This is a genomic window from Arthrobacter sp. TJ-263 (assembly GCF_058269155.1).
In genome coordinates this window covers 475,862-501,892 of the sequence record NZ_JBZCNE010000002.1, presented here as the reverse complement: position 1 = coordinate 501,892, position 26,031 = coordinate 475,862, and the positions used below count along the sequence as shown (strand labels likewise).

Genomic DNA, 26,031 nt, shown 5'->3' with positions numbered 1-26,031 from the left:
TGCTGAATAATTCCGGACCGGGCGCGTCCTGCGTCAGCGCAGCGTGCCGAGGATGGTGCGCTGGATGGCGACGGCGGCGGCCCCGCGCGCCCACTGGGCGAAGTCGGTCGGCTGCCGGCTCAGCCGGACGGGGGACGCCTCCGGGTCCCGGTGGGCGTCGATCGCGGCGTGCAGCGACGGCGCCGCGACGTCGGCGAGGGCCATGCCTTCGCCGGAGAGGATGACGAGGTCCACCATCGTGAGGTTCGCGACGGCGGACACCAGCAGGCCGAGGGCGGCGCCGGCGGCCTCCACCACGCCGCCCGCCACGGGATGCCCCTGGGCCGCGAGCGCGAGGACCTCCTCGTAGGAGCGCTGGTCGCCGGTGGAGGCGGCGAACCGGGAGCGGATGGCCGGGATGGTGAGGACGGCCGACGAGCAGCCGCGGTGGCCGTCCGTGCAGCGCGGCCCGTCGGGTTCGAGCGGATAGTGCCCCACGAGGCCCAGCCCGGCGTCCGGTGGGGCGATGACGACGTCGTTGATCACGAGCCCGTAGCCCACCCCGGCGCCGACGGTCAGGACGGCGAAGTCCTTCTCGCCGCGTCCGGCGCCGAACCACTGCTCCGCGATGGTGAGCGCGACGACGTCGTTCTCCACGACGACGGGCAGTCCGGTCCGCTGCTGGACGAGGTCGGCGAGGGGGACGTCGCGCCAGCCGAGGAACGGAGCACGCAACACGGAGGAGTCGGCGTTGACCCTGCCGCCGATGCTGATGCCGATGCCGCTGAACCTGTCGATCGCGCCGAGGTCGGCGACGGCGTCGACGATGGCGCCGACCACGTCCTCCACGGCATGGCCCGGCAGCGTGCGTTCGCCGGCCCCGACGACGTCGGCCCTGAAGTTCGTGGCGACCGCCGAGGCGGTGTCTCCGGTGAGCTTGACGCCCACGAACCGGTGCGCGTCCGGGCTGACCTCGAGGGGGCGGACGGGGCGTCCGATGGAGGCCGCGCCGGCCTCCTCGGATTCGCGGAGCACGCCGGCGTCGAGGAGCGGCCTGCTCAGGCGGGTGAGGCTGGCGACCGACAGACCGAGGCGTGTCGCGAGGTCCCCGCGGGAGATGGGGCCGCGGATCAGGACCTCGCGCGCCAGCGCCCGCGCGGGGCCGGAGGGGGCGAGAGACGAGACCGCGTCCACCACAACACCTCCCCGCATCCGCCGTTCCTTTGACATCCCTTATTTTCTATCGCAAAACTAATCGGGAGTGGAGTACCGACCGACGCATCGCGGTGCCGGCACGTCCGTGCCCACACTTCAGGACCAGAGAGGCACACCCTATGACTTCCACCGTCAATCCCGACGTCGATTCCGCGGTCGACGCCGCCACCGAACTGTCCGCCGCGGCGCTCGCGGAGCGCATGCAGGATCCGGACTGGTGGCGCCAGGCCGCCGTCTACCAGATCTATCCCCGGAGCTTCGCCGATTCCAACGGCGACGGCATCGGTGACCTCAAGGGCATCACGTCCCGCATCCCGTACCTGAAGTCGCTCGGCGTGGACGCCGTGTGGCTGAGCCCCTTCTACCCGTCCGCGCTCGCCGACGGCGGGTACGACGTCGACGACTACCGCGACGTCGACCCCAAGCTCGGCACGCTCGAGGACTTCGACGAGATGGTCGCCGCCCTGCACGCGGCGGGCATCAAGCTCGTCGCGGACATCGTCCCCAACCACACCTCCAACCGCCACGCGTGGTTCCAGGAGGCACTGGCCTCACCCAGGGAGTCCGCCGCCCGCGCCCGCTACATCTTCCACGACGGCAAGGGCCCCGACGGCTCGGAGCCGCCGTCGGACTGGGAGTCCGTGTTCGGCGGTCCCGCCTGGGAGCGGACCGAGGACGGCCAGTGGTACATGCACATCTTCGCCCGGGAGCAGCCGGACCTGAACTGGGACAACCGGGAGGTCCGCGACGACTTCCTGACGACCCTCCGCTTCTGGTCCGACCGCGGCGTCGACGGCTTCCGGGTGGACGTGGCCCATGCCCTCACCAAGGACATGACCGAGCCGCTGCCCTCCAAGGCCGAGCTCGGTCCCGAGGGCGGGAACAACCAGGGCAAGCACCCCTTCTGGGACCGCGACGAGGTCCACGAGGTCTTCGCCGAATGGCGCCGGGTGTTCAACGAGTACACGCCGCCGCGCACCGCCGTCGCCGAGGCGTGGGTCCACGCCGACCGCCGCGCCCGCTACGCGAGCCCCGAGGGGCTCGGCCAGGCGTTCAACTTCGACCTCCTCAAGGCCGACTGGAATCCCGGCCAGTTCCGCGACATCATCACCAAGAACCTCGTCGAGGCGACCTCCTCCGGGGCGTCGTCGACCTGGGTCTTCTCCAACCACGACGTCGTCCGGCATGCCACGCGCTACGGCCTGCCGCCCGCCGGCGCCGGCAGCGAGGACGGCCAGGACGGCTCGGCCTGGCTGATGAGCGGGGGCCAGGAGCCCGCGCTGGACACGGCGCTCGGCGAGCGCCGTGCCCGCGCCGTCTCCCAGCTCATGCTCGCCCTGCCCGGCTCCGCCTACCTGTACCAGGGCGAGGAGCTCGGCCTGCACGAGGTCGCCGACATCCCGGACGAGCACCGGCAGGATCCCACGTTCTTCCGGAACAAGGGCGTCGACGTGGGTCGTGACGGCTGCCGCGTGCCGCTGCCGTGGACGCGGGACGGCGCGTCCTTCGGCTTCGGGTTCGAGGGTGCGCACCTGCCGCAGCCGGCGTGGTTCGGCGAGTACGCCGTCGAGGTGCAGGAGGCGGACCCCGCCTCCCACCTCAGCTTCTACCGCCGTGCGCTCGCGCTGCGCCGCGAGCTGCAGGGCGAGGAGGACTTCGAGTGGGTCGACGAGCCCTCCGCGGACGTCCTCCACTTCACGCGCCCGAACGGCTGGCACTCCGTGACCAACTTCGGGTCGATGCCGGTGGACCTGCCCGCGGGCACGGTGCTGCTGAGCAGCTCGCCGCTCGAGGACGGCAGGCTGCCGGGCGACGCGACGGCCTGGCTCGTCTAGCACGTCCTCCGCGCCGACGGCGGGTCGCCCTCCCGGGGGTGGCCCGCCGTCGTCGTACCCCGCCGCGGCAGGCCGTTCGTCCGCAGGGAAATCGGTTGCGGCAGGATCCGGCGCCTCGGAATACTGGAGGGACGGCATACGGGAGGGCAGCGGCATCGGCAGGTCACAGGAACACGAGGAGAGGCTGCGCAAGGCAGCCCAGTACCGTGCTGCCCAGGGCGATGAGGGCGATGAGGGCGCCGCCATGGCCGAACTGGAACGCCAGAACGACGACGGCGGGAAGGCGGACGGGGAGATGGCGCCGCTGCGCCGGGGCGAGGACGAGGCCCGGCGGGCGCGCCTCATCGTGGACCGCGCCGTGGCGCGCGGCGACTTCGACAACCTGGCCCTCGCGGGCAAGCCGATCCCCGGGCTGGGGGAGGCCCACGACCCGGACTGGTGGGTCAAGGGCCTGATCCAGCGCGAGAACATCACGGGCCTGGGCCCGCGCGCCATCCTGCTGCGCACCGAGGACGCCGAACTCGACGCCCGGCTCGACCGCCAGTACACGGAGCGCCAGGTCCGCGAGGTCCTCGAGGACTTCAACTACCGGGTGGTCGACGCCCGGCGCCAGCTCCTCGGCGGCCCGCCCGTCGTCACGAAGCTGCGCGACGTCGACGCCGAGGTGCAGCGCTGGCGTGACCGCCGGGCGGCGGCCCGCCGTGCCGCCGATGCGGAGGCCCCGCCGCCCCCGCCGAGGACCTCCTTCTGGCGCCGGCTCTGGCGGGGCAGGAGCTAGCCGGGGATCCCCTTCGCGTCCTGCCGGGCCTTCGCCTTCGCGATGTCCGCCTGGTAGTGCTCGTACCCGCGGTAGCGGACGGCCTCGATGATGACGCTGAAGATGACGAGGTCGAAGATCACCCACACGATGTTGACGGACGTCCCGAGGATGTCCCCGTGCCCGAGGATCATGCGGATGATGCCGACGACGGCCGCCCCGGCCAGCAGGCCCATCGCCCAGAGCTGCGGCTTCACGAGGTCCCAGCGCAGGGCGGCGTCCTGCTGCAGGGTCTTCGGCGTCACGGCGAAGTCCAGGTCGCGGCCCAGGTAGACGTTCCCGAACGCCGAGGTGATGGACCGGATCCAGACGGGGAACAGGGCGAGCGAGTACTGCTGCCCGCGCCACGTCCTGACCCCCTTGCCGACGACCGCGAACAGGAGCTGGTTGACCACCAGGAACGGGATCAGCCGCACGAAGAACTCGGTGCTGATGGAGTCCACCGGGAGGATGCCGAAGAGGAGGTAGATGATGGGCGCCGCGATGTAGATGATCGCGGCGAACCCGGAGAGGTAGCTCCACATCGTGGCCCCGTACATGAGCTTCTGGGCGAACGTCAGGCCCTTCTGCGCGAACGGGTTCTCGCGGAACATCACCTGGATGGTCCCCTGCGCCCAGCGCAGGCGCTGGGTCAGCATCGAGTTGAGGTCCTCGGGCGCCAGGCCGTCGGCGAGCTTCTCGTGATGGTACGCGGACTCCCAGCCCAGGGAGTGCAGGCGCATGCACGTGGCCATGTCCTCGGTGACGGAGATGGTGGCCATCGGCATGACGGCCTGCGCCTCGCCGGTGCGCTCGGCGTTGACCGACTCGATGAGGACGCGGACGGCGTCGATCGCCGCCAGCGGCGACCAGGCGCGCTGGGCCAGCTGGTCGAGGGCGGTGTCGTCGACGACGGCGAGCGCGGGGGTGCTCGCCGATGCACCCTGCAGCCCGCCCTCCAGGCCGTCGATGCCGAGGTCGGCCAGGGAGGCCAGGTCGTCGTGGAACGCGGCGATGTCCGCGGCGACCAGGGTGCGGGTCACCGCCACGACACGCTGCTGGAACTCGTAGGTCACCTCGGAGATGCCGTGGCCCTTCTGCAGGCGACGGCGGACCCGGCGGAGATCCTTCGCCACGAGGTCCAGCGCCTCGGCCACCCGCTCGTTGTCCGAGCCGAGGTTCTTCTTGGCCTTCGCGATGACCTTGTCGGAGGTCTTGAGCGCCTTGTGCAGGGCGAGCTCGATCTCCGTGACGTAGCGCGTGACCCCGAGCTGCATGAGCGCCTCGCGCCGGATGATCGCGTTCGACCCGCAGAAGAAGGCGGCGTTCCAGCCGTCCTTGCCCTGCTGGATGGGCCCGTAGAAGAGCGGCGCCTGGCTCCCCAGGGGGTCCGAGTCCGGGACGTTGACGAAGACCTGCGGGGTCTGGACCAGGGCCATCTTCTCGTTGGTGAAGTACCCGAGGGTCCTGTCCAGGATGAGGGGGTCGGGGATCTGGTCCGCGTCGAGGATGACGAGGAACTCGCCGTCCGTGGACATGAGCGCGTTGTTCAGGTTGCCGGCCTTGGCATGGCGCGGCATGTCCTTCCAGTCCGCCGAGCGCGTGATCCACCCGATGCCCTCAGCCTCCGCGGCCGCCCGGACGTCGGCGCGGTTGCCGTCGTCGAGGATCCAGGTCTGGTGGGGATAGCGGATGGCCTTCGCGGCCCGCGCCGTCGTCAGGACGAGGTCCAGCGGCTCGTTGTACGTGGTGATGAAGACGTCCACGGTGAGGCCCTCGGGAGCCTCCGGGGGCTCGCGCCTCCTGAGCCTCCACACGGTGAAGCCGAACAGCAGGGAGTCGATGAGGGAGTAGGTCTCCGCCAGGACGAGCGGGATCGCGATCCACCAGGCGTCCCAGTTGATCGAGAAGAGCCATCGCCAGGCGATGTAGTTGACGCCGAGGACCGCCGTCACGAGCACGATGGCACGGATCAGGAGGGTGCGGCCCCCGAAGGAGTCGTTCCGGCGTGAAGGATCCACGGACCGATCGGTTGTCACTGTCCCCATGCGGCAGCACGTTCCACTTCTGCTTCCGTGCGCTGACGCACTGACGGTGACTTATGTGCGCCGGGCCGGCCGCACTGAGACGCTCACCGGGTCGCGGGGGACCATGAAGCACTGGGACAAAAATACCCGAGGACCGGCCGGGCCGGGCGTAGGTCCCTCACATGTCGGCGTAGCGCCTGGCCTGGCCCAGTGCCTCCGTCATGCCTGCGGCGTCGAGCACGGCGCCGTAGGCGGGGGTGTCGCGCTGGAAGCGCCAGCCCTCCGCGAGGGGGCCCGCATCCACGGCGTCGAAGCCGAACCCGTCGAGGAGTTCCTCCACCGCCTGCTTGGCGTCGGGGTCGTCCCCGGCGATGGGCAGTGCGCGGCGGTCGGGAGTGCCGGTCGGTGTGCCGTCCGTGGTGAGCTGCGCGTAGTAAATGGTGTTGAACACCTTCACCACGGAGGATCCGGGCAGGTGGCGCTGGACGAGCTCGCTCGTCGTCGTGCTCTCGTCCTCGAGGTCGTCGATCCGGCCGTCACGCTGCGGATAGTAGTTGCACGTGTCGATCACCAGCTTGCCGGCGAGGGGCTCCGCGGGGACGGCGTCGAGGCTCCTGAGCGGGACGGTCACGACGACGACGTCGCCGCCCGTCGCCGCATCCTCGGCGGTGCCGGCGCGCGCCGCGTCACCGAGCTCCTCGACGAGGTCCCGCAGCGTCCCGGGGCCGCGGGAGTTGCTCAGGATCACCCGGTAGCCGCCGGCGACGGCGAGGCGGGCGAGCTGGGAGCCGATGTTGCCACTGCCGATGAAGCCGATCGTGGTGCGGGGGGCGCCTGCCTGGTCTGTCGCGTTGTCGGTCATGCCCTGATCAACCTCCCGGAGTCGGTGTTATTCCTCGGCCGCCGCGCCCCGGCCGCGGGGAGCGCCGTCCGTCCACACGTAGAACTTCTCCGGCCGGCCCGCGGAACCGTACTGCGGGACGATCCGCGCCTGCCCGCGGGAGACGAGGAATTCGAGATAGCGCCGGGCACTCACGCGGGCCATGCCGAGCCGGGCCGCGACCTCGGACGCCGACGTCCCGCGCCCCTGCCCGGCGAGATCCAGGACGACGGCGTCGAGCGTCGGCGCGGAGAGTCCCTTCGGGGGCGCGAGCGCGGTGGTCCCGGTCGTCTCCCTCGGCCCCGACGGCCTGCCGCCCGAGCCCGCCGTCGTGCCGAGGAGCTGGTCGATCCGGTGCTGGTCCAGGGCCGGCGAGCTGTCCCCGGCGTGGGCGTCGAGCTCCCGCCGATACGCCACGTAGTGGTCCAGCCGCTGGTTCAGGACCGCGGCGCCGAAGGGTTTCACGAGGTAGTGCAGCACCCCGCCGGCCACCGCGGCCCGCACGGTGTCGAGTTCGCGGGCGGCCGTGATCGCCATGACGTCGAGGGGCTCGCCCGGCCGGTTCCGCAGCGCCCGGAGCACCTCGATCCCCGACATGTCCGGGAGGTGGATGTCCAGCAGCACGAGCCGGGGCTGCAGCTCCTGCACGAGGTCGAGGGCGCGGGCGCCGGTGTGCGCGGCCCCGACGACGTCGAAGGAGCCATGGGCCAGCAGGAACCCGGTGTGGATGCCGGCGACCTCGCGGTCGTCGTCGACCACGAGGGTGGGGATCGGTGCGGCGGCGCTCATGGCACCTGCAGGGTGGGTCGGGGCACGTCGGCGAGCGACGGCGCGAGCCAGACCGTGAACTCGGCGCCGCCGAGCTCGGCATCGTCGACGACGACGTGCCCGGAGCGCCGACGCGCGATCCTGTCCACGAGTGCGAGGCCGAAGCCGCGCGTGCCGGTCCGGCCGCCGTCCTTCGTCGAGTACCCGGACGAGAAGATGCCCGTCACGTCCTCGGGCGGGACGCCGGGTCCGTCGTCGGAGACCGTGATGCGCACGCCGTCGTCGTTCGTCTCGAGGTGCACGGAGACCCGGCCCGACGCGGCGTCGGCCACGGCCTCCAGCGCGTTGTCGATCAGGATGCCGAGGATGGTGACGACGTCGGTGGTGCCGTCGGACTCCAGCATGGAGGTCTCGTCGATGGACAGCGTGACGCCCTTCTCCGCGGCGATGGTGCTCTTGGTCATGAGCAGGCTCGCGGCGTCCGGGTCCCGGATGCCCGGGGCGATCGAACCGGAGACCAGTGACCCGCCGTGCCCGGAACGCTGGATGAAGTCCACGGCCTGTTCCGTGCGGCCGAGCTCCAGCAGGCCGGAGATGGTGTGCATGCGGTTCGCGAACTCGTGTGCCTGCGCGCGGAGGGCCTGCGTGGCGTCGCGCTCGCCGTCGAGGTCGGTGAGCAGCTGGTAGAGCTCGGTGCGGTCACGGAGGATCATGACCCGCCCTACGCGGACGCCGTCCACGAGGGCGTCCGAGGTGCGGGCGAGCAGCACGCGCTCGCCGGAGAGCACCGTCTCGTCGGTGTCCGCGGGGTCGGTGAGGAGCCGGGCGAGGGCGGGTTCCATGACGTCGGCGGCGGTCCGGCCGGTGGCGTCGTCGTCGAGGTCGAGCAGTCGCTTCGCCTCGTCGTTGAGGAGCGCGATCCGGTGGTGGGCGTCGACGGCGACCATGCCCTCGCTGATGCCGTGGATCATGGCGTCGCGTGTCTCGAGGAGGGACGCGATCTGCTCGGGCTCGAGCCGGTAGATGCGCCGCCAGACGAGCCGCGAGATCCAGATTGCGCCGGCCGAGCCGACCAGTGCGGCGACGATCAGCCACGCGAGCAGGCGGGGGAGGTCCTCGTAGAGATCGGCGTCGAGCTCGGATTCGAGGACGCCCACCGACGCCGTGCCGATGATGGCTCCGGTGGTGGTGCCGTCGTCGTACACGGGGACCTTCACGCGCCAGGACTCGCCCAGCGTGCCGGTCTGCGTGCCCACGAAGATCTCACCCGAGAGCGGGACGGAGGGGTCGGTGGAGACCCGTTCGCCGATCAGTTCCGGATTGGGGTGGGAGTACCGGATGCCGTCGGCATCGGTGACGACGACGTAGGTCACCCCCGTGGACTGGCGGATGAGGTCGGCGATCGGCTGGATGGTCGCGCTGGGATCCGCTTCGCCGAACGCCTCGATCACGGAGGGCAGCTGCGCGACGGACTGGGCGACGCCGATCATGCGGTCCTGGTACTGCTCGCGGATCTGCAGCCGCTGCATGGCGACGGCGGTGGACCCGGCGACGGCGACGATGACGAGCACGATGGCCAGCTGCAGCAGGAACAACTGTGATCGAAGCGGCATCGTCCTGATCATCCTCATAGTGTGACACGCGCCGTCGCGTCACAATCGTCCGTTCCGTCGAGCCGCTATGACCACAAAGACCACTACGAGCACTACGACCGCATGCTTTACCGCCGCTCGGACGGCTTCCTAGCCTGAGATCAGCAGTGGTGACCCGCATCACATCTGGCAGTCCATCCCGCAGTACATCTCAAGGAAGAGAACAACCATGACGATCGATCGCACAACGGCGCGCCGTTCGAGCCTCACCGCCCTCGCCCTCGCCTCCGCGCTCGCCCTCTCGGCCTGCGGCTCCATGACGGAGAGCACCAGCGCCGGGGAGGCGGAAGGAACCATCGAAAAGCTCAACATCGTGGTCCCCGCCGATCCCGGGGGAGGGTGGGACCAGACGGGCCGGGCCATGGAGACCGACCTCAAGGAGAACGATCTCGTGGGCAACGCGTCCGTCGTCAACGTCGGCGGCGCCGGCGGCACCAACGGCCTCGCGAAGCTCGCCACCGAGACGGATCCGAACACCCTCATGGTCATGGGCTACGTGATGGTCGGCGCCGTCGAGACCAACAACGCCGCCAACCGCATCGAGGACACGACGCCGATCGCCCGCCTCACCGAGGAGCCCCTCGTGATCGTGGTGCCCGCCGATTCGCCCTACCAGACCGTGCAGGACCTGCTCGACGACATCGAGGCCAAGGGGCAGGGCGTCTCCATCACGGGCGGCTCGGCCGGCGGCGCGGACCACATCCTCGCCGGTTCCGTCCTGAAGGAAGCAGGCATCGCGCCCGAGAACCTGAACTACATCCCGTACTCGGGCGGCGGCGAGTCACTCGCCGCCCTGCTCGGCAACAAGGTGAACGCCGGCATCTCGGGCGTGGGCGAGTACGCCGAGCAGGTGAACTCGGGCAAGCTGCGCGCCCTCGCGGTGTCCGGCGAGGACGCCGCACCCCAGCTGCCCGACACCCCGACCCTCACGGAGGAGGGCATCGAGCTCGTGCTGACCAACTGGCGCGGCGTCGTCGCCCCCGGCAGCATCGACGACGCCCAGGCGGAAGCCCTCACGCAGCTCGTCACCGACCTGCATGCCACCGACACCTGGAAGGCCACCCTCGAGGAGAACAACTGGGCCGATGCCTTCCTCGCCGGTGAGGAGTTCGAGACCTTCCTCGACGAGGACATCGCGAGCGTCAAGACGACCCTCACCGACATCGGGCTGCTCTAGACCATGAGTACCTCGGTCCAGAACGCGGGGAGCGGCACCGCCGCCGCTCCCGGAAAGCCGGTCGGTGAGCTGATCTTCGCGCTCATCATCGTGAGCATCGGCGTCCTCGGCTTCGTGGCGGGGGCCGGCATCCAGACGCCGCCGTCGGCCAGCGACATCGGGCCTCGGGCCTTCCCGTTCGCCGTCTCCGGACTGCTCCTCGTGGTCGGGGCGGGCCTGGTGTTCCAGGTGCTCCGCGGCCACCGGGGTGCTGCGGACGAGGGCGAGGACGTGGATCTCGACGCGAAGACCGACTGGCTGACCGTCGGGAAGCTCGCGGGGTTCGTGCTGCTGCACGCCTTCCTGATCGTCCCGCTCGGGTGGCCCCTCGCCGCCGCGATCCTGTTCTTCGGCGCCGCCTGGTCCCTCGGCGCCCGCCCGTGGTGGCGCAACCTGGTCACCGCCGTCGTCCTGGCCCTGGTGCTGCAGTTCGTCTTCGCCGGGCTCCTCGGCGTCTCGCTGCCCCCGGGCTTCCTCGAAGGGTTCGGTGTGTTCGGTGGATAACTTCCTGCTGCTGATGGAGGGCTTCGCCACGGCGATGCAGCCCATGTACCTGCTCTTCGCACTCGGCGGTGTGCTCGTCGGCACCGCGGTCGGCGTCCTGCCGGGTATCGGCCCGGCCATGACGGTCGCGCTGCTCATGCCCATCACCTACAGCCTCGAGCCGACGGCGGCGATCATCGTCTTCGCCGGCATCTACTACGGCGGCATGTACGGCGGGTCCACGACCTCGATCCTGCTGAACACCCCCGGGGAGTCGTCCTCGATCGTCACGGCGCTCGAGGGCAACAAGATGGCCAAGGCCGGCAGGGGTGCTGCCGCGCTGGCGACGGCGGCCGTCGGCTCGTTCGTGGCAGGCACCATCGCCACGGTGCTGCTGAGCTTCGTGGCACCGTACGTGGCCGCCTTCGCCGTGCAGATCGGCCCCGTCGAGTACGTGGCCCTCATGATCGTGGCGTTCCTGACGGTCGGCGCGCTCCTCGGATCCTCGGTACTGCGCGGCCTGGCGTCCCTGGGACTCGGCCTGTTCATCGCGCTCGTCGGGTTCGACGCGCTCACCGCCCAGCAGCGCTACACGTTCGGCAGCCCGTTCCTGGCGGACGGGATCGACGTCGTCCTCGTCGCCGTCGCGCTGTTCGCCGTCGGCGAGGCCCTCTACGTGGCGTCCCGACTCCGTCACGGACCCATCAAGGTCATCCCGGTCACCGGGGGCTGGACCAGCTGGCTCCGCAAGGAGGACCTCCGCCGCTCCTGGAAGCCATGGCTCCGCGGCACCATGATCGGGTTCCCCGTGGGCACCATCCCCGCAGGCGGCGCGGACGTGGCGACCTTCCTCTCCTACGCCTCCGAGCGCAAGCTCGCGAAGGGCGAGCACAAGAAGCAGTTCGGCAAGGGCGCCATCGAGGGCGTGGCCGGTCCGGAAGCGGCGAACAACGCGGCGGCCGCCGGTGTCCTCGTGCCGCTGCTGACGCTGGGCATCCCGACGACGGCGACCGCCGCCATGATGCTCGTGGCGTTCCAGCGCTACCAGATCCCCGTGGGGCCGCAGCTCTTCGAGTCCAACAGCACGCTCGTGTGGGCGCTCATCGCGAGCCTCTACGTCGGCAACCTGATGCTGCTCGTGCTGAACCTGCCGCTCGTGGGCATCTGGGTCAAGATCCTCCAGATCCCCCGGCCCTACCTGTACGCGGGCATCCTGGTGTTCGCGGTGCTGGGTGCGTTCTCGGTGAACTTCACGCCGATCGACGTGATCATCCTGCTCATCGTGGGCATCCTCGGGTTCTTCATGCGCCGCTACGGCTATCCGATCGCGCCGATGGTGGTGGGGCTGATCCTCGGGCCCATCTTCGAGAGTCAGCTGCGGCGCTCGCTCGCGATCTCGCAGGGTGATCCCGTGGCGCTCGTGCAGTCGCCGGTCGCAGCGACGATCTACGTGGTCCTGATCATCATCTTCGCGCTGTCCCTCCTCCTCAAGCGCCGTCAGCGCCAGTTCGAGGCGATGGTGGCCGCCAATGCCGACGCGTCCGACGTCGTGCGGGGAACCGCAACCGTATCCGGGTCCGACGCCGCGGTCGCGACGACCGCGACGCCGGTAGACCCGCCCAACCGAGAGGACACCGGCCGATGAGCACGATCGTGGTGGGCTACGTGCCCAACGCACTGGGGGAGGCCGCCGTCTCCCAAGCCGTCGAGGAGGCCCGGCGCAGGGAGGCCGAGCTCGTGGTCATCAACACCACGCGCGCCGACCGCCTCGTGAACCCGGCCTACGCCGACGCCGACGACGTCTCGAAGCTCGACGCCCTGCTCCGGGCCACCGGCGTGCCGTTCTCGGTCCGCCACAGCATCTCCGAAGCCACGGCGGCCGAGGAGGTCGTGGACACGGCGGAGGAACTGGGTGCCGAGCTGATCGTGATCGGGCTGCGGCACCGAACGCCGGTGGGCAAGCTGATCATGGGCTCGACGGCGCAGACCATCCTGCTGTCGGCCCGCTGCAACGTCCTGGCGGTCAAGCTGCCCTGACGGCTTGATCCGATGACGACGACGGCGGGTCTCCTTGAGGGAGGCCCGCCGTCAGGGTGCTCCGGCCGGGCCTCCGCCCTCCGGCGTGTTACCGTCGGGCGATCCTGTGCGGCGGGCGGTCCCACGGTTGAGCGCGAGATGACCGCCGAGGAATCCGGAGCCCGCCATGACGGCATTGCCGGCAAGGCCGAGCCGTGTGCCCAGGGCGAAGCGGCCGCGACTGCGGGCTATCAGCGACCCGAGGAAGAGGAAGATGGCGATGTCGACGCCGAGTCCGTGCACCGCCGCGATCCGGCGCTCGGCTCCCTCCATGCCTGCCCAGTCGGCGGCACCGGACAGCGCCGTCGGCACGGCGGCCACCACCCCGGTTCCGACCAGCAGCGTGGCACTGCTGCGGGATTGCACTCCGCCGCCCACGTCGAGGACGGACGCACTGAGCCAGCACCCGAGCGTCACGTCGGTGAGTGGCGGATGGATCGAATGGCCGAGGACGTCGGTGTGGAAAGGGCTGCGCCGTACCCGGTCGATCAACGGGCCGTACACGATCTCCTGCGCCCTCGCGACCTTCTCCGAGAGGGGGCTCGCCCCCACGGACCGGGCTGCTCGCTGGGGAAACGTCAATTCATTCACGATGCAGGACGATAGGCACGTTCGGCGGGGAGGCACAGGGCCAGAGGTCCCTCCGGCGTAGGAAGTAGCCCGTCCACGGCTACGCGGCGGCCGGGTGGAGGACGAGGTCGATCACCGAGTGCACAGGCCGTGGCGTCCTCCGCGGCGGGGACGTTCCGGGGAGGGGCGATGCGGTGGAGGCATACGTGTGGCCGGTGGGGGTGCGCCGTTCGATCGCGTGCCGTGGTCCGGGCAGCGGTCGTGACGACCAGCCGAGCGCTTCCTTGATGTAGTTGCAGCTCTCGCACAACCCCTGCCCACCATCGGCGCTCGTGGTGCCGGTGAGGCGCCACGGGACGATGTGATCGGCATGCCGGATTGGCGCGTCGCAGTACGGCGTACGGCAGGTCGCGTCCCTTGCGGCGATCAGGCGACGCAGTCCTGGCGGGAAGACCCGGGCCCGGGAGTCCATCGCCACCAGTCGGCCGGTGTCCGGGGCGGTGTAGAGCCGCCGCAACCAGACCCGGGTGGCGGAATCATCGGCGCCGCCACCATCACCGCCACGGACAGGGACAGGGACAGGGACGGTGTTGCTGGTGCCACCGTTGATGCTGGACCTCCGACGGCTCCTGCCGCTGGTCTTGTCATCGGCTTCGGCCACGGTGCCCGGAGTGTCCAACGGGCCCCAGACGCCCCCTGTGTCCCGGGTATCGGCGGTGGTCCCTCGTGAGGTGCCACAGCTGCCGGGGCCACTCCGGAGGAGGTCCCGGGCGTACTGCGCCGGGACGCACCCGTAGCCGGGCAGGTACGCCGGCTCGCTCTCTCCCCGAAGCAGGGTGCGGTCGGTCATGATCAGTTGCACGTCGACTCGTACCGATCCGGCAGGCGTGCCGGTCAGACGCTCGACGAAGGCGTCGGCCATCAGTTGCCCACGTCCGCGCGCGTGGCTCTCCCCAGCGCTGACCTGCGTGTCGGCATGGCGCGAGAGAGCAGAGTAGGCGCTGATGGCCTCGGCGGCGGGAAGCAGGGCGGTCAGATAGGCCATGGTGTCCGGGGCGGGCCGGCAGCTGACATAGCGCTCGCTGACGGCTTTTCGGGCCCTCGCCACAGCGGCCTCGGGCTCGAGCCGCAGGGCGATCTTGCGCGTCCGGTTCTTCAGCCCCTGGGTGCCGACACCTTCGAGTGCGCCGGTATTGGCCGCCAGTTCCCTGTCCACGGCCCGACGGTTCTCGGCGCTCAGGCAGATGGTCTCGCGGACGATCACGGTGGCGCGCCACTCGTTGAGCTGACCGGATTCGAGGGCTGCGAGGGTGTGCGGCATATCGTTGAGCAGTGTCCGGGCCAACCCCAGTAACCGTGAGCCCTGGTGGGGAGATTCGCGCCGTGCCAGGGCGACTTCGGCACCGACGCCCCGGCCGCGCTGGTCGGCCGGCATCCCGGCAGCCGCCTCGGCCCGTCGTCGAGCGGTATCCAGCGCCAGGGCTGCGCGGGCCTGGTCTGCAGCCAGCGCACTCTTCAGGTCTTCAAGCGCTCGCAGGTGGGAGACCAATGACTCCTCGTAGCCCTCGGGGACGGCATCAGGCGTGGCTGCGACGGGCAGCCTGCCGCAGGAGGTACAGGTGACGGCGGAATCACCGTCTGCAGTAGCGGGCGGCGATGAGCCAGCAGGTAGGGAGGAGCCAGTGGGCAGCCACGGGCCAGCGGGCGGCGACGTCCGGGATCTGTTCGAGGATGCAAGGCTCGTGATCCATCCACGGACCACCGAAGTGCCCACGCTCGGCCTGTATGGGTCGAGCGTGAATCCTCCGTCATGAACACTATCGAACATGTGTTCTATTCTACTGCGTTACGAATAGAACACAATAACTAATACTGATCGTCTGGGTTGCGACATGACTCTGTTTGGGGTCCCCGTCGGTGAGGCGCTGATCCACCCTCTGGTGCTTCTGCAGCTTGTAGTGCGTCATCACCACGTCGGGCAGGTCGATGGTTTCCCGGTCCTGGTTGTCCGCCCGACTCACGGGGATGAGCAGCCGTGCCCCGCCGTCGTCCTAGGGGAAAGTTCGCCAAAGATTTCGCTTTGCGCTGCCCTTCCCGGCCGTCGCCTTGAGATTGCTCAGCCACTATGGATATATCCGTTGCCCAGGTGAACGGATGGTCGCCCTACCCCCACCCGAGCGGACTCTTCCTTGCCGATCCTTTCCTCCCTTGTCACACCGGTCCCACCGGACCTCCCGGCGCCGCTCACCGCCCGGGAAGCCGAACGTCAAAGACTGCGTTCCCTTCACCGTTCGAATCTCTTCGACTCGGGCGACGAGGAGCGCTTCGACCGCCTGACGCGTCACGCCCGGAGCCACTTCGCGGTCGCGACCGCGATCATCTCGCTCATCGCCGAGGACCGGCAGTACCTCAAGTCCGTCATGGGGTCCTTCCCCCGCACCCTCCCGAGAGAGGCCGCGTTCTGCAATGTGACCATCGCGGGCGAAGACACCCTGGTGGTGCCCGACCTGTTGGCGGACGAGCGCTTTCGGACCAGCCCCATCGTCGTGGGTCCGCCATTCATCCGTTTCTACGCCGGCGTGCCGTTGCGTGGACCCGGCGGCTGGTTCGTGGGCAGCCTCTGCATCCTCGACACCGAGCCTCGACGTCTGGGCCACCGTGAGCTCCGGCAGCTCCGTCGACTCGCCGACCAGGCCGAGCTCGAGGTGAACGGCTCGAGCTGATCTTCCGCCGGGTCCGGATAGGAGGGAGTGCCGCCCCTACGCCTTCGGTGCGAAGAGCTCGAGCTCGATGCCGTCCGGATCACGGAATTCCAGGATGTGGCCCATGCCGATGTCCTTCACCCCGGCGTGCGGAATCCCGCGGTCGCCAGCTGCCTCGCGGCGTCGTCGGGCACGTTCCTGTCCTGGGCGGTGAAGGAGAGGTGGTCGAGGCCCACGCGGTTCTCGTCGAAGGCGTCATCCGCCACGGATCGCAGCCTCAGGATGTGTCCCCAAACCGGTAGATCACGCCGCCGAACAGGAAGCCGAGCTCCTTACGCGTCGTCTCGTCCGCGCCCTCCGCACCTCGAAGGCGACGGGGAGCCCGAAGAGGGCGTCGTAGAACGCGCGGGAGGCGTCGATGCCGCTGACCGTGAGTCGGACGTGGGCGCAGGCCTTGATGGGGATCGTCATGGTCGCAGTGTTGCAAGCCCGGTCGGCCGACGGGAGCCGGAGTGATCCTTGCGCTCGTGTGGCTCGCTGATTCGACCACGCCCGTGATCCGGGTATGCCTTGGAGTATTCATTGCTTTTGTGCGGTGGTTATTCGGCGTAGAAGAGTGGAGTCAATTTTATCGGGCAAGTAAGTGCTCCAGTATCTCAGGTACTACCTACTCGTGTTCGGACCTGCGTACCGCTCCAAGCTGTGTACACAAGGCAAGTCCAATTACCGATCATCCACTTCCAAGTCGCTAACCAGGTCTCCCGCACTCCGACGTGTAGCTACGCGTAGGAAGCGCCGGCACTGGTACCCACAGCTCGGAGTGGCGGTCGTCAAGAATTCCGTGGTCTTGAATCTCAGTTCGTCGCACCATGCAACCCCGCCGATTCGGTGAATGCGCATACGGGTCTCGGAAAGGGCTTCGAAGTCTTCGGTTTCGAGGAGGTCTCATTGAAGTCCATCATCAGTTCGGCGACTGACCATCCAGCCGCCAGGGCAGGAGCCCACCCTCCGAGCGGGGGCCATCCCCCCACTCCCGTGCTGGCCGGCGTGCAGCCGACGATGCACCCGCCGACCGCCGACGAGATCGAAGCATTGGTCGCCGCGCCCTACCCCGCCGTCCTCGACCTGTCCGGCCTGGACCGGCCCGGTCCTCGCATCGTGTCGCTCATTCCGGCGCACAACGAGGAGGAGGGGATCGTCAAGACGGTCCGCAGCCAGTTCGCCCAGACCATCCAGCCCGCGCTGGTCATCGTCATGGCCGACAACTGCACCGACAACACCGTGAATCTGGCGCGGGAGGCCGGGGCTCAGGTCGTGGAGACCGTGGGCAACAGGGCAAAGAAAGCCGGGGCCCTCAATCAAGGGCTCAGCATGGTCATGCCGCTGCTCAATGACGAAGACTACATCCTGGCCCAGGATGCGGACGGCGAACTCGGCGCCGACTTCATCAAGAACGCTCTGTGGGTTTATGGTGTGAAAGCCGATCTCGGCGGAGTGTCGGGTTGTATCGTCGCTCGGACCCCGACGAATTTCATCGAGCGCGCCCAGGCCATCGAGTACGCCCGGGGCTCCCGCCTCATGGGACGCCAGGGCGGCAAGGTGCACGTTCTGTCCGGCGCGGCATCGTTGTTCCCGGTGCATGTCTTCCGGGCCCTCGCCGATGCACGGGGTAAGACCCTGCCGGGCACCCCCGGCACCGTCTACCTGGAGGACTCTCTCACCGAGGACTACGAGCTGACCCTTGCGATCCGGCATCTGGGCTTCGATTGCTCCAGCACCAAGCGCTGCCCGGTGGTCACCGACGTCATGCCGACCATTCAGGCCCTCGAGGTTCAGCGCCTGCGCTGGTACCGGGGTGCCATGGAGTCGCTATGGCTTTACGGCTGGAACAGGATTACGCGCCGCACCTGGGGCGGGGTGGCATTCACGTTCTTCTCGTCCCTGCTCTTCCCGGCCGCACTGCTCGCGCTGGTCCTGAGCTGGCTGCTCTGGGACATCACCCCCAACCCGTTCTACTGGTTCCTGCTGCCGATTTTCATGGCGGAGAACATCGTCACGGCGTACCGAACGAAGGACCAGGCCTCTATTCGGACGGCCGTCCTCTTCGTTCCGCTCTGGCTCTATGACAACGCCATGTTCATCGTGTACTGGCGTTCCCTGTTCGGAGCCGTGCGCCGCGAGGCGCGCGTCTGGATCACCTGAGAGGAGGAAAGACCAATGTACGGAGCAAACGGAAGTGTCGCTGCGGCCGGTGCGTCGGCTACTACGCTGGCCGCCACCGGCCTGGATGCGTTTTGGATCATCGTCTCCAGTGTGGCGTTCATCATGGCCGGCGTCGTATTGACGCGGTTGCGGCCCAAGGAGGAGTTTTGAGTCGCGTGGCGGTCCCGCAGATCGGGGCCGCCTTCGCGGCGCTCACGCTGGCTCTCGTGGGTTGCGCTGGTCAAGAACCGCTGCCGCCCACCCCGATTCCTCGCGCCGAGACGTCGATCGAGCGCGTGGACATGAATCACCTGCCGGAGCTGACTGCCCCGGCTGCATGCGCGGGCTATGTGGCCCTGACGTTCGATGACGGCCCCACGGGGCTCACCTCGGACTTCCTGGCCCTGCTCGACCACTATGAGGTCCCGGCGACCTTCTTCAACACCGGTACCCAGGAGCGGGCCCGCTCCCGCCTGGTCGAGCATACGGTGGCGGCCGGTCATCAGCTGGGCAATCACACGATGACCCACCCTGACCTGTTGGCTGTGGACCTGAAGGTGGCCCTGGCTGATATCGACGCGGCAACGGTCACGCACCGCGATCTGAGTCACGACGCCCCGACGCTGTTCCGCCCGCCGTTCGGCAGCACAAACGCCGAGCTCAGGAAGGCGGTCGAGAGCCGGGGGATGGTCGAGGTCCTGTGGACCGTCGACTCGAAGGACTATGAGGCCACGACTGCCGAACAGGTGGCCGCGAAGTCCAAGGGGATGACGGACGGTGGGATCCTCCTCCTGCACGACGGCAAACCCCTCACCCTTGAGGCGTTGCCGCTGATCATCGAGCACTACTACGCGCAGGACCTGTGTTTCGGCCGGGTCGTCGCCACAGACACCGAACTACCCACAGACCTCGGCTTAACCCACCGGGCACGAGCAAGCGAGCAGGAGCCATGACCGCTACCACCCTGATGCGTTCCGAGGCGTCACAGATCACCCCGCCCGTTCGCCCGCCCATGAGTCGCGAGAAGAAGCAGTGGCTGCTTCTGGGCCTCGTCCTGGCCTACGGTATTGCGCTGGCCGTCCGCCTGCGCAACACGGCATTCATCGACGAGGCGCTTTACATCAACGCCGGCAACGCCTACCTCGACCACTGGTTCAACGGTCGTCCGCTCGGCGACGCCGGTGCGTTCTTCTCCGGCATGCCCGCGCTCTACCCCGTGCTCGCAGCTCTGCTGGACGCCGCGGGAGGTCTCTACCTCGTTCGGGCGTTCAGCCTGGTGTGCGTGCTCGGCACTGTCATGGCCCTCTACGGCACGGCGCGCCACCTATGGGGCAGGAGGGCAGGCTTGCTCACTGCGGCCACCTTCGTGCTCTCGGGCCCGGTGCTCTTCACGGGCTGGTTGGGGACGTTCGATGCCCTGGTGAATTTCCTGCTCGCCCTGGGGCTGTGGGTGGGCTTGACGCGCCGGGGCTATCCCTCCGCCGTCCTGCTCGGCGGTCTGTTGGCGCTGGCCGCCCTGACCAAGTACACCGCCGGCATCTTCGTGCCGGTCGTACTCGCAGCGACCCTCGTCATGGGCGTCCTGGGGGTGCGACGGGCACTCGTCGCCGCCGGGGTGGCGTTGGGTCTGCTGACCACTGTCTGGGCGGTCTGGGGAGAGTCGATCGCACGGGACGTCGCGTTCACCACGACCGCCCGGCAGGCATTGTCCCCGACCAGCACGGGGGCGCTACTCGCCTTGGTCGGTGACCACCTGGCCTTCCTGCTGCTGCTCGCAGCGGTGTCGCTGGTGCTGATGTTCCGCGCCGGGGACCGGCGACTGCTGCTCCTGGGTTCGGGCCTGGTGCTCGCCTCGATGGCACTGCCCATCGGCCAGATGATCCTCGGCGAGGCCGTCTCGTTCGAGAAGCACCTGGCCTACTCGGTCATGCTCCTCGCGCTGCCCATCGGGTGGGGTCTGGCGCGCATCTCCCGCTACCCGCTGATGGTCACCCCGGTGGTGATCGCTGTACTGATCATGGCGCTGTTCCCCCTGGTCCGCGCCGACGCCATGTACCGCTGGACCAATGTCCAGAACGTGGTGACGGCGATCGAGTCCGATCCTCAGGGCGGGCTGTACATCAGCTCGGCGACTGACGCGCTCGATTACCACACGCGCGATCTGCCCGGCATCGCCTGGGAGACGACCTTCGAGCTGTACTTCGAGGGCGAGGCCAGCATCCGGGCCGCCGTCGAGGACGAGCGCTACCAGACGGTGATCCTGCGCAGCTCCAGTGTTGGCAACGCGGACCAGGACGCCGCGCAAAGTGTGTTCCTGGACGCGCTGGAGGAGAGCACCGTATATTCCCTGGCCTTCGAGCCATTCCCTGCGTCGCCCACTCCGGGTGACAACTGGCTCATCTACACCCGTGGCTGATCCGTCACGGGGAAAGAAAGGGATCGCATGAAAGCTCTACGGGCGCTACTGGGCCGAAGCCTGGCCGTGCTGACCACTGTGCTGTTGGTCGGTCTGGTCGGGGTCTCCCCCGCCAGCGCTGTGCCGTGTCCCTGGGGGACGCAGTGCATCGCCGTCACCATGTCCGCACCTGCCTCCAGTGCCACACTCAGCGGCACCGTGCCGCTGGAGGCGACCGCTCGGGCCACCCAGCCCTCGCGTGGTGCGATCGTCAAGGTCGAATGGTGGCTCTACCACCCCGACTTCACCCGGCAGGTCCCCGAGAACGGCGAGGGCAAGATCCTGCTCGCCGAGGCGACTGCTCCGGCCGCGGGAACCCGCACGGACGGCACCTGGCGCAGCTCTTGGGTCGTCGCCAACCGGATGACCACAAAGGACGGGGCCTACCAGCTCCCAGGAACTCGCACCTATACCCTGCCGAACACGGCAGGGTATACCGTCGAGGCCCACGTCCTCGACGAGGAGTGGGTGCGCACGTGGGGCGGGCCCCCCGGCCGCAGCCCCGCGGCCAACGTCACCATCAACTTCGGGGGCACCACCCCGCCGCCGCCGACGCCCGCTCCGGCAGCGGACGAAGTGCGGATCGGGACGGCCGTCCGGACACTCAACGGCACGAACATCTACCGCGCGGCCGGGTCGCTCGTGCGCTACACCGGCACCCGCAGCCCTGCCAACCAGTATGGCATCGAGGTCGCCGTCGGCGCCGACAACAAGGTGACGGCGGTGTCGCGCTACCAGCCCGGCATGGCCATCCCGGCCGGGGGCTACGTGTTGTCCGGGCATGAGGCCTCCGCTGTCTGGCTCAGTACTAATGCGCCGGTCGGGGCGACGGTCCAGGTGGGTGGTGGTACGACGTCGCCGACGCCCACCCCGACGCCCACCCCGACGCCCACCCCGACGCCCACCCCGACGCCCACCCCGTCACCGACTACTCCACCGGCCGCCAACGAGATCCAGATCGGGACGGCCAAGCATGTTCTCGATGGCACCAACGTGCCACGCCAGGCCGGCTACCTGGTCCGATACACCGGGACCGCGAGTCCGGCCAACCAGTGGGGGTTCGAGGCCGCCGTCGGCTCGGACGGGCGTGTGTCCGGGCGCAGCGACTTCAAGCCCGGTATGGCCATCCCGGCAGGGGGGTACGTGCTCTCAGGTCATGACGGCGCAGCCACCTGGCTGCGCCAGCACGCCGCGATCGGTGCAACGGTGACCATGCCGGGCAGCACCGCGCCGACGCCGACACCGACACCGACACCGACACCGACACCGGCCCCCCCGCCGCCGGTGACAGGCTTGGCGGCGACGGGGCGTTGGTCCATCGCGAACTCGCCGCTGCCCGCGCGGGCGATCCATTCGACGCTGCTGCGCGATGGCCGGGTCCTGCTGCTCGCTGGCTCGGGGAATGACACCGGAGACTTCGACGCCGGGACCTTCAAGAGCGCCGTGTGGAACCCCTCCACCGGGGCGTTCAAGGAGATCCGTGTGCCCTACGACATGTTCTGCGCGGGGCACGTCACCCTGCCGGACGGCCGGGTGCTCATCAGCGGTGGCACCGAGGGCTATGCGGGCCACAAGAACGCGGTCGGGTACGTGGGATCGAAGCAGTCCTACATCTTCGACCCGGGCACCGACAGCTACACGAAGGTCAACGACACCATCGAAGGCCACTGGTACCCGACGCTGACCAAGCTCGAGAACGGTAACATCTGGTCCGTCGGCGGTTACGACAACCGCGACGGCGTGGCCAAGGGCTCGACGGCCGTGGAGATGTTCAACGCCACGACCAATCAGTGGCAGTCCCGTGCGGCCACCCCACAGACCAACCGGTACTGGGGTACCTACCCGCACTTCTTCCTCATGGCCAACGGCAACCTGTTCTTCACGGGTGGCTACACGTTCGGCAACTCGCCATCGGCCACGGGGTCGGTCATCCACAACTGGCGCAACGCCACCAGCGGCGACGTCCCCGGCCTGCGCGACCGTCAGTTGCGTGACCAGGCCAGCTCGGTCCTGCTCCCTCCGGCGCAGAACCAGACCTTCATGATCGCGGGCGGCGGCTCGACCGATCGAGGGGGCGCGACCAACAGCGTCGACCTGATCAACCTCAACTCGGCCAACCCTGCCTGGACTCCCGGACCGGCCCTGCCCGGGTCCGAGGGCCGGATGTACGTCAACCTGACGACGCTGCCCGACCGCACCGTCCTGTCCTCCAACGGCAGCACCGGACCCCGCACGGGCAACGTGCTGCGGGCTGCGACCTACAATCCCGCGACCAACGCCTGGACGACGGTCGCGGCGGACCCGGTGGGCCGCAACTACCACTCCTCCTCGCTGGTCCTGATGGACGGCCGAGTCGCTGTCTTCGGTTCCAACCCGGCGGACGGTTCGTTCGAGATGCGCGTCTCGGTCTACGAGCCGAGCTACCTGTTCAAGGGCACGCGCCCGACCATCACGGCAGCTCCCGCGACGACCGGCTACGGTGCGGGCTTCGACCTCGGCGTCACCGGGGACGTGGTCAGCGCCTCGCTCACTGCCGTGGGTTCGGCCACACACCAGACGGACACCAACGCCCGCCTGGTGGACCTGCCCATCACCGGTACCGGTGCGACCCGTCGCGCCACCGTGCCGTCCAACCCCGCGCTGCTGCCGCCCGGGCCGTACATGCTCACGGTCCTGGACGCCGGCGGCGTTCCCTCCGTCGCCAGGATGGTGAATGTCCGATGAAAGCACGACTCATGGCCGCCGCCGCAGCAGGACTGCTGCTACTCAGCGGGTGTGCTATCGACTCCGCCGTGGGGGCGCCGGGCGCGGAGGCGCCCGTGGTGTCGCCTCCGGTGGAGGCCCCGGACGCCCGTCCGGACGCGCAGATCCCCGAGGCCGACGTCCCGATCGCCGACGTCGCCCCCGAGGCCGAGGGTGTCAACGAGCCCGCGCCCGAGCAGGCCCAGGGCATCAAGATGACACCCGACGAGTACAAGGGCCTGGATGCCGGTGACGTATCCGATGCGGCACTGGCGGGCGGTTGCGTCCCGGGCTACGGCACCGACGGGGCGTGCCTGCCTCCGGTTCCGCCCCGGCTCGCGGCCGAGCACGCAGGCCACGCAGGGATGGACGGGCCGGAGATGGCCGCCTTCTACCTCTGTGAGGACGTCCGGGCGCTGATTCCCGACGGACTCGGGGTCCAGGACGAGGACTATCTCGGCCTGGACTCAAACGAGGACGGGATCGCGTGCGGCAAGGGCGACGAGGCCAGATAGACAGGACACACGGACGAGCGGCGGGAGGCAGGACATGATCACCCGCCGCTCGTTCATCCTTGGAGCAGCCTGGTTGGCCGTCCCCCCTCCTCCGGCCGTGAGGTCGGGCGATGATGGCAATGGGGTAGTCCGGCGCCAGGCCGATCTCCCACAGGAGCCCGTGCCCGAGGGCTACCCCTACGACAAACCCATCCCGGGGCTGAGGAGCAGAATCATGGCACCACTTCCGAGCGGCGTGGTCGCGGGCTATTGGACATCCTGGGGTTCACCGATCCGGTTGAAGGACATCCCCCCGCAGTACAACACCGTCTTCCTGTTCTCCGCCTCCCCGGTCGGCGGGGCGCCCGGCACCACCGGTGCCGTGCAATGGAACAGCCCCGGCGACGGACGCGGGGCGGCAACCCACTTCACGGCGGATCTGGCCGAATTCCGCAGGACGCGCACTGCGATCCTCACCGTCGGTGGCGCGCGAGCGAATGTCGACCTCTCCACCCGCGCGCGTGCTCAGGTCTTCCTGGACAGCATCAAGCGCATCTACAGTGAGCTGGGCGGCTTCGACGGGCTCGATTGGAACACCTATGAGGGCGAGCAGCAGCCCAGCACCGACCAGATGATCTGGGTCTCCCAGCAACTCAAGTCCTTCTACGGCCAGAGCTTCGCGATCACTACTCCGCCCGCCCCCTGGCGTCCGATAGACGTGGCGCACTGCAGGCGGATGGTCGACGCGGGGGTCCTGGACATGGTCAGCCCGCAGTACTACGACGGCCCCGACCTGGCCACCGAGAAGTACATCGTCGAGTCCGTCGACGAGTGGGTGGCGCGCATGGGCGACGCCAGCCGGGTGGGCGTCGGCTTCGGCCTGAGCAACGCTGTCAACTATTCCACCCTCGCCGCCGTCAAGGGTGCGTGGAAGACCGTGAGTGCCACCCACCCCACGCTTCGGGGCGCGTACAACTGGGATATGTCCACGGACGAGGGGATGGGCTGGCCGTTCGCCAATGAGGTCGGCCCCCTCGTGATCATGGGGACTGCCAGGGCCACGTTGCCCACGAACGTGCCACCCATCATCCCGATGCCCGTGCCCGGTCTCGGCCGCACCCACACCGCAGCCGCGGGGGATACGCTGGCGGGCCTCGCCGCGCGCGGCGGCATCGTCGACCGGCAGGAGATCGCCGCCGTCGACGGCACCCGCGCGCCCGAGTCCGGGCGGGAGGGCCAGTTCCTGCGGCAGCCCGACGCTCCGACGTCGCGGCTCGCGACGGACCCCGGGGTGCGGCTGCCGGATCGCCTCATCGGCACCTCCTGGTCCTCCGGCTCGGCGCTTCGGCTGGACTCCGTGCACCCCGCCTGCACCGTGGTCTGGATCACTGTCGCCGAGACGGCGGGTGGGGGCGGCGTGGAGTCCGCTCGGGACGCCCGCTCCGACAGGGCCGCGCTAGAGGCCGACGTGGCGGAGCTGCGCGGGCGGACGGCCCCACCCAGGATCATCCTGTCCAGCTTCGGCCCGATCAACGGTACCGGCGCGACCATGGGCGCGGACGGATTCGCGGCCGACATCATCCGGATCTGCAAGGACTACGGCTTCGACGGGTTCAACTGGGACACGGAGCGGGAGCCGGCGTTCACCGCAGCCGACCTCGAGCGGGCAAGCCGTGCAATCGTCACCGAGATGCGCAGCATCAACCCTGCGTTCCTCCTCACGCTGACGTCCCGTCCGGGGCAGGGTGGGGTCGGCGCGGAAGCCGGGGCCTACGCCGATTTCGCCCGCCGCTGCCAGGACATCCTCGACCTCGTCCAGCCGCAGTGCGACAACCCCGACGACCGCGTCCCGGACGGGACGACGACCAGGGGTTAGATCCGCGGTCGCCGCAGCATCACGCCGTCCGCGGGAATGCGCACGGACCCGGCGGCGCTGCAC

23 protein-coding genes are annotated in these 26,031 nt (G+C 69.2%); 14 read left to right on the top strand and 9 right to left on the bottom strand.

Annotated features, from left to right (window positions below; genetic code table 11):
* Window positions 1-33: 33 nt before the first annotated feature.
* Window positions 34-1,191 (bottom strand): ROK family protein, encoded by a 1,158-nt coding sequence (locus AC4D2F_RS12815; protein ID WP_490910874.1) that lies wholly within the window; start codon window positions 1,189-1,191, stop codon window positions 34-36.
* Between the two features lie 203 nt (window positions 1,192-1,394).
* On the opposite strand from AC4D2F_RS12815, the gene AC4D2F_RS12810 reads away from it, so the two are divergent.
* On the top strand, window positions 1,395-3,029 hold the full coding sequence (locus AC4D2F_RS12810; protein ID WP_490911101.1) for a glycoside hydrolase family 13 protein: 1,635 nt from the start codon (window positions 1,395-1,397) through the stop codon (window positions 3,027-3,029).
* A gap of 244 nt (window positions 3,030-3,273) precedes the next feature.
* Complete coding sequence (locus AC4D2F_RS12805; RefSeq protein ID WP_104168532.1) at window positions 3,274-3,807, top strand: DnaJ family domain-containing protein; 534 nt, start codon at window positions 3,274-3,276, stop codon at window positions 3,805-3,807.
* On the opposite strand, the gene AC4D2F_RS12800 is transcribed toward AC4D2F_RS12805, so the two are convergent.
* From AC4D2F_RS12800 to AC4D2F_RS12785, 4 genes are all read right to left on the bottom strand, one after another.
* Window positions 3,804-5,846, bottom strand: coding sequence for a glycosyltransferase (locus AC4D2F_RS12800; RefSeq protein ID WP_490910873.1), 2,043 nt, complete (start codon window positions 5,844-5,846; stop codon window positions 3,804-3,806). The genes AC4D2F_RS12805 and AC4D2F_RS12800 overlap by 4 nt on opposite strands.
* 184 nt (window positions 5,847-6,030) lie before the next feature.
* Entirely contained in the window at window positions 6,031-6,714 is a 684-nt protein-coding gene (locus AC4D2F_RS12795) for an NADPH-dependent F420 reductase (RefSeq protein WP_490910872.1), read from the bottom strand.
* 27 nt (window positions 6,715-6,741) lie between these two features.
* Complete coding sequence (locus AC4D2F_RS12790) at window positions 6,742-7,521, bottom strand: response regulator (RefSeq protein WP_490910871.1); 780 nt, start codon at window positions 7,519-7,521, stop codon at window positions 6,742-6,744.
* Window positions 7,518-9,113: an ATP-binding protein gene (locus AC4D2F_RS12785; RefSeq protein ID WP_490910870.1), complete on the bottom strand. Its 1,596-nt coding sequence runs from the start codon at window positions 9,111-9,113 to the stop codon at window positions 7,518-7,520. Before AC4D2F_RS12785 ends, AC4D2F_RS12790 begins: the two co-directional genes overlap by 4 nt.
* Window positions 9,114-9,321: 208 nt before the next feature.
* Between AC4D2F_RS12785 and AC4D2F_RS12780 the strand changes: the two genes are divergently transcribed.
* The 4 genes from AC4D2F_RS12780 to AC4D2F_RS12765 are packed head-to-tail and all read left to right on the top strand — an operon-like array spanning window position 9,322 to window position 12,888.
* Window positions 9,322-10,329 carry a Bug family tripartite tricarboxylate transporter substrate binding protein gene (locus AC4D2F_RS12780; protein WP_104168528.1) on the top strand — a complete coding sequence of 336 codons (1,008 nt, stop codon included), beginning with the start codon at window positions 9,322-9,324 and terminating at the stop codon, window positions 10,327-10,329.
* Between the two features lie 3 nt (window positions 10,330-10,332).
* On the top strand, window positions 10,333-10,872 hold the full coding sequence (locus AC4D2F_RS12775) for a tripartite tricarboxylate transporter TctB family protein (protein ID WP_104168527.1): 540 nt from the start codon (window positions 10,333-10,335) through the stop codon (window positions 10,870-10,872).
* The gene (locus AC4D2F_RS12770) at window positions 10,865-12,496 is read left to right on the top strand and encodes a tripartite tricarboxylate transporter permease (protein WP_490910869.1); all 1,632 of its coding nucleotides are present in this window, start codon (window positions 10,865-10,867) and stop codon (window positions 12,494-12,496) included. Before AC4D2F_RS12775 ends, AC4D2F_RS12770 begins: the two co-directional genes overlap by 8 nt.
* Window positions 12,493-12,888: a universal stress protein gene (locus AC4D2F_RS12765; protein WP_104168525.1), complete on the top strand. Its 396-nt coding sequence runs from the start codon at window positions 12,493-12,495 to the stop codon at window positions 12,886-12,888. The genes AC4D2F_RS12770 and AC4D2F_RS12765 overlap by 4 nt, the downstream gene beginning before the upstream one ends.
* A gap of 51 nt (window positions 12,889-12,939) precedes the next feature.
* Here AC4D2F_RS12765 and AC4D2F_RS12760 read toward each other — a convergent pair whose 3' ends face one another.
* Both AC4D2F_RS12760 and AC4D2F_RS12755 read right to left on the bottom strand, forming a co-directional pair.
* Window positions 12,940-13,518, bottom strand: a complete 579-nt coding sequence (locus tag AC4D2F_RS12760) for a DUF2231 domain-containing protein (RefSeq protein WP_490910868.1) — start codon at window positions 13,516-13,518, stop codon at window positions 12,940-12,942.
* 79 nt (window positions 13,519-13,597) lie between these two features.
* The gene (locus AC4D2F_RS12755) at window positions 13,598-15,325 is read right to left on the bottom strand and encodes an HNH endonuclease (protein ID WP_490910867.1); all 1,728 of its coding nucleotides are present in this window, start codon (window positions 15,323-15,325) and stop codon (window positions 13,598-13,600) included.
* 361 nt (window positions 15,326-15,686) lie between these two features.
* Here AC4D2F_RS12755 and AC4D2F_RS12750 point away from each other — a divergent pair, with 361 nt between their 5' ends.
* Window positions 15,687-16,220: a GAF domain-containing protein gene (locus tag AC4D2F_RS12750; protein ID WP_490910866.1), complete on the top strand. Its 534-nt coding sequence runs from the start codon at window positions 15,687-15,689 to the stop codon at window positions 16,218-16,220.
* A 116-nt stretch (window positions 16,221-16,336) separates the two neighbouring features.
* On the opposite strand, the gene AC4D2F_RS12745 is transcribed toward AC4D2F_RS12750, so the two are convergent.
* Both AC4D2F_RS12745 and AC4D2F_RS12740 read right to left on the bottom strand, forming a co-directional pair.
* Window positions 16,337-16,465 carry a hypothetical protein gene (locus tag AC4D2F_RS12745; RefSeq protein WP_490910865.1) on the bottom strand — a complete coding sequence of 43 codons (129 nt, stop codon included), beginning with the start codon at window positions 16,463-16,465 and terminating at the stop codon, window positions 16,337-16,339.
* Between the two features lie 37 nt (window positions 16,466-16,502).
* Complete coding sequence (locus AC4D2F_RS12740) at window positions 16,503-16,670, bottom strand: VOC family protein (protein WP_490910864.1); 168 nt, start codon at window positions 16,668-16,670, stop codon at window positions 16,503-16,505.
* 564 nt (window positions 16,671-17,234) lie between these two features.
* Between AC4D2F_RS12740 and AC4D2F_RS12735 the strand changes: the two genes are divergently transcribed.
* The 7 genes from AC4D2F_RS12735 to AC4D2F_RS12705 all read left to right on the top strand — a co-directional run bounded on the left by AC4D2F_RS12735 (window position 17,235) and on the right by AC4D2F_RS12705 (window position 25,968).
* Window positions 17,235-18,401: a glycosyltransferase family 2 protein gene (locus AC4D2F_RS12735; protein WP_490910863.1), complete on the top strand. Its 1,167-nt coding sequence runs from the start codon at window positions 17,235-17,237 to the stop codon at window positions 18,399-18,401.
* A gap of 15 nt (window positions 18,402-18,416) precedes the next feature.
* Complete coding sequence (locus AC4D2F_RS12730; protein ID WP_490910862.1) at window positions 18,417-18,572, top strand: hypothetical protein; 156 nt, start codon at window positions 18,417-18,419, stop codon at window positions 18,570-18,572.
* Window positions 18,573-18,577: 5 nt separating this feature from the next.
* Window positions 18,578-19,354, top strand: coding sequence for a polysaccharide deacetylase family protein (locus AC4D2F_RS12725; protein WP_490910861.1), 777 nt, complete (start codon window positions 18,578-18,580; stop codon window positions 19,352-19,354).
* Entirely contained in the window at window positions 19,351-20,817 is a 1,467-nt protein-coding gene (locus AC4D2F_RS12720; protein ID WP_490910860.1) for an ArnT family glycosyltransferase, read from the top strand. The genes AC4D2F_RS12725 and AC4D2F_RS12720 overlap by 4 nt, the downstream gene beginning before the upstream one ends.
* Window positions 20,818-20,844: 27 nt before the next feature.
* Window positions 20,845-23,580: a galactose oxidase early set domain-containing protein gene (locus AC4D2F_RS12715; protein ID WP_490910859.1), complete on the top strand. Its 2,736-nt coding sequence runs from the start codon at window positions 20,845-20,847 to the stop codon at window positions 23,578-23,580.
* A complete protein-coding gene (locus AC4D2F_RS12710) occupies window positions 23,577-24,113 on the top strand; it encodes a hypothetical protein (RefSeq protein WP_490910858.1) in 537 nt (178 codons plus the stop codon). Before AC4D2F_RS12715 ends, AC4D2F_RS12710 begins: the two co-directional genes overlap by 4 nt.
* A 214-nt stretch (window positions 24,114-24,327) precedes the next feature.
* A complete protein-coding gene (locus tag AC4D2F_RS12705; RefSeq protein WP_490910857.1) occupies window positions 24,328-25,968 on the top strand; it encodes a hypothetical protein in 1,641 nt (546 codons plus the stop codon).
* Window positions 25,969-26,031 lie beyond the last annotated feature (63 nt).

What these genes read in the sequence shown, in the direction of transcription:
- AC4D2F_RS12815 (WP_490910874.1), bottom strand. Translation starts at nt 1,191, where the DNA reads ATGCGGGGAGGTGTTGTGGTGGACGCGGTCTCGTCTCTCGCCCCCTCC.
- AC4D2F_RS12810 (WP_490911101.1), top strand. Translation starts at nt 1,395, where the DNA reads ATGCAGGATCCGGACTGGTGGCGCCAGGCCGCCGTCTACCAGATCTAT.
- AC4D2F_RS12805 (WP_104168532.1), top strand. Translation starts at nt 3,274, where the DNA reads ATGGCCGAACTGGAACGCCAGAACGACGACGGCGGGAAGGCGGACGGG.
- AC4D2F_RS12795 (WP_490910872.1), bottom strand. Translation starts at nt 6,714, where the DNA reads ATGACCGACAACGCGACAGACCAGGCAGGCGCCCCCCGCACCACGATC.
- AC4D2F_RS12790 (WP_490910871.1), bottom strand. Translation starts at nt 7,521, where the DNA reads ATGAGCGCCGCCGCACCGATCCCCACCCTCGTGGTCGACGACGACCGC.
- AC4D2F_RS12785 (WP_490910870.1), bottom strand. Translation starts at nt 9,113, where the DNA reads ATGCCGCTTCGATCACAGTTGTTCCTGCTGCAGCTGGCCATCGTGCTC.
- AC4D2F_RS12780 (WP_104168528.1), top strand. Translation starts at nt 9,322, where the DNA reads ATGACGATCGATCGCACAACGGCGCGCCGTTCGAGCCTCACCGCCCTC.
- AC4D2F_RS12775 (WP_104168527.1), top strand. Translation starts at nt 10,333, where the DNA reads ATGAGTACCTCGGTCCAGAACGCGGGGAGCGGCACCGCCGCCGCTCCC.
- AC4D2F_RS12765 (WP_104168525.1), top strand. Translation starts at nt 12,493, where the DNA reads ATGAGCACGATCGTGGTGGGCTACGTGCCCAACGCACTGGGGGAGGCC.
- AC4D2F_RS12755 (WP_490910867.1), bottom strand. Translation starts at nt 15,325, where the DNA reads ATGTTCGATAGTGTTCATGACGGAGGATTCACGCTCGACCCATACAGG.
- AC4D2F_RS12740 (WP_490910864.1), bottom strand. Translation starts at nt 16,670, where the DNA reads ATGACGATCCCCATCAAGGCCTGCGCCCACGTCCGACTCACGGTCAGC.
- AC4D2F_RS12730 (WP_490910862.1), top strand. Translation starts at nt 18,417, where the DNA reads ATGTACGGAGCAAACGGAAGTGTCGCTGCGGCCGGTGCGTCGGCTACT.
- AC4D2F_RS12720 (WP_490910860.1), top strand. Translation starts at nt 19,351, where the DNA reads ATGACCGCTACCACCCTGATGCGTTCCGAGGCGTCACAGATCACCCCG.
- AC4D2F_RS12715 (WP_490910859.1), top strand. Translation starts at nt 20,845, where the DNA reads ATGAAAGCTCTACGGGCGCTACTGGGCCGAAGCCTGGCCGTGCTGACC.
- AC4D2F_RS12710 (WP_490910858.1), top strand. Translation starts at nt 23,577, where the DNA reads ATGAAAGCACGACTCATGGCCGCCGCCGCAGCAGGACTGCTGCTACTC.
- AC4D2F_RS12705 (WP_490910857.1), top strand. Translation starts at nt 24,328, where the DNA reads ATGGCACCACTTCCGAGCGGCGTGGTCGCGGGCTATTGGACATCCTGG.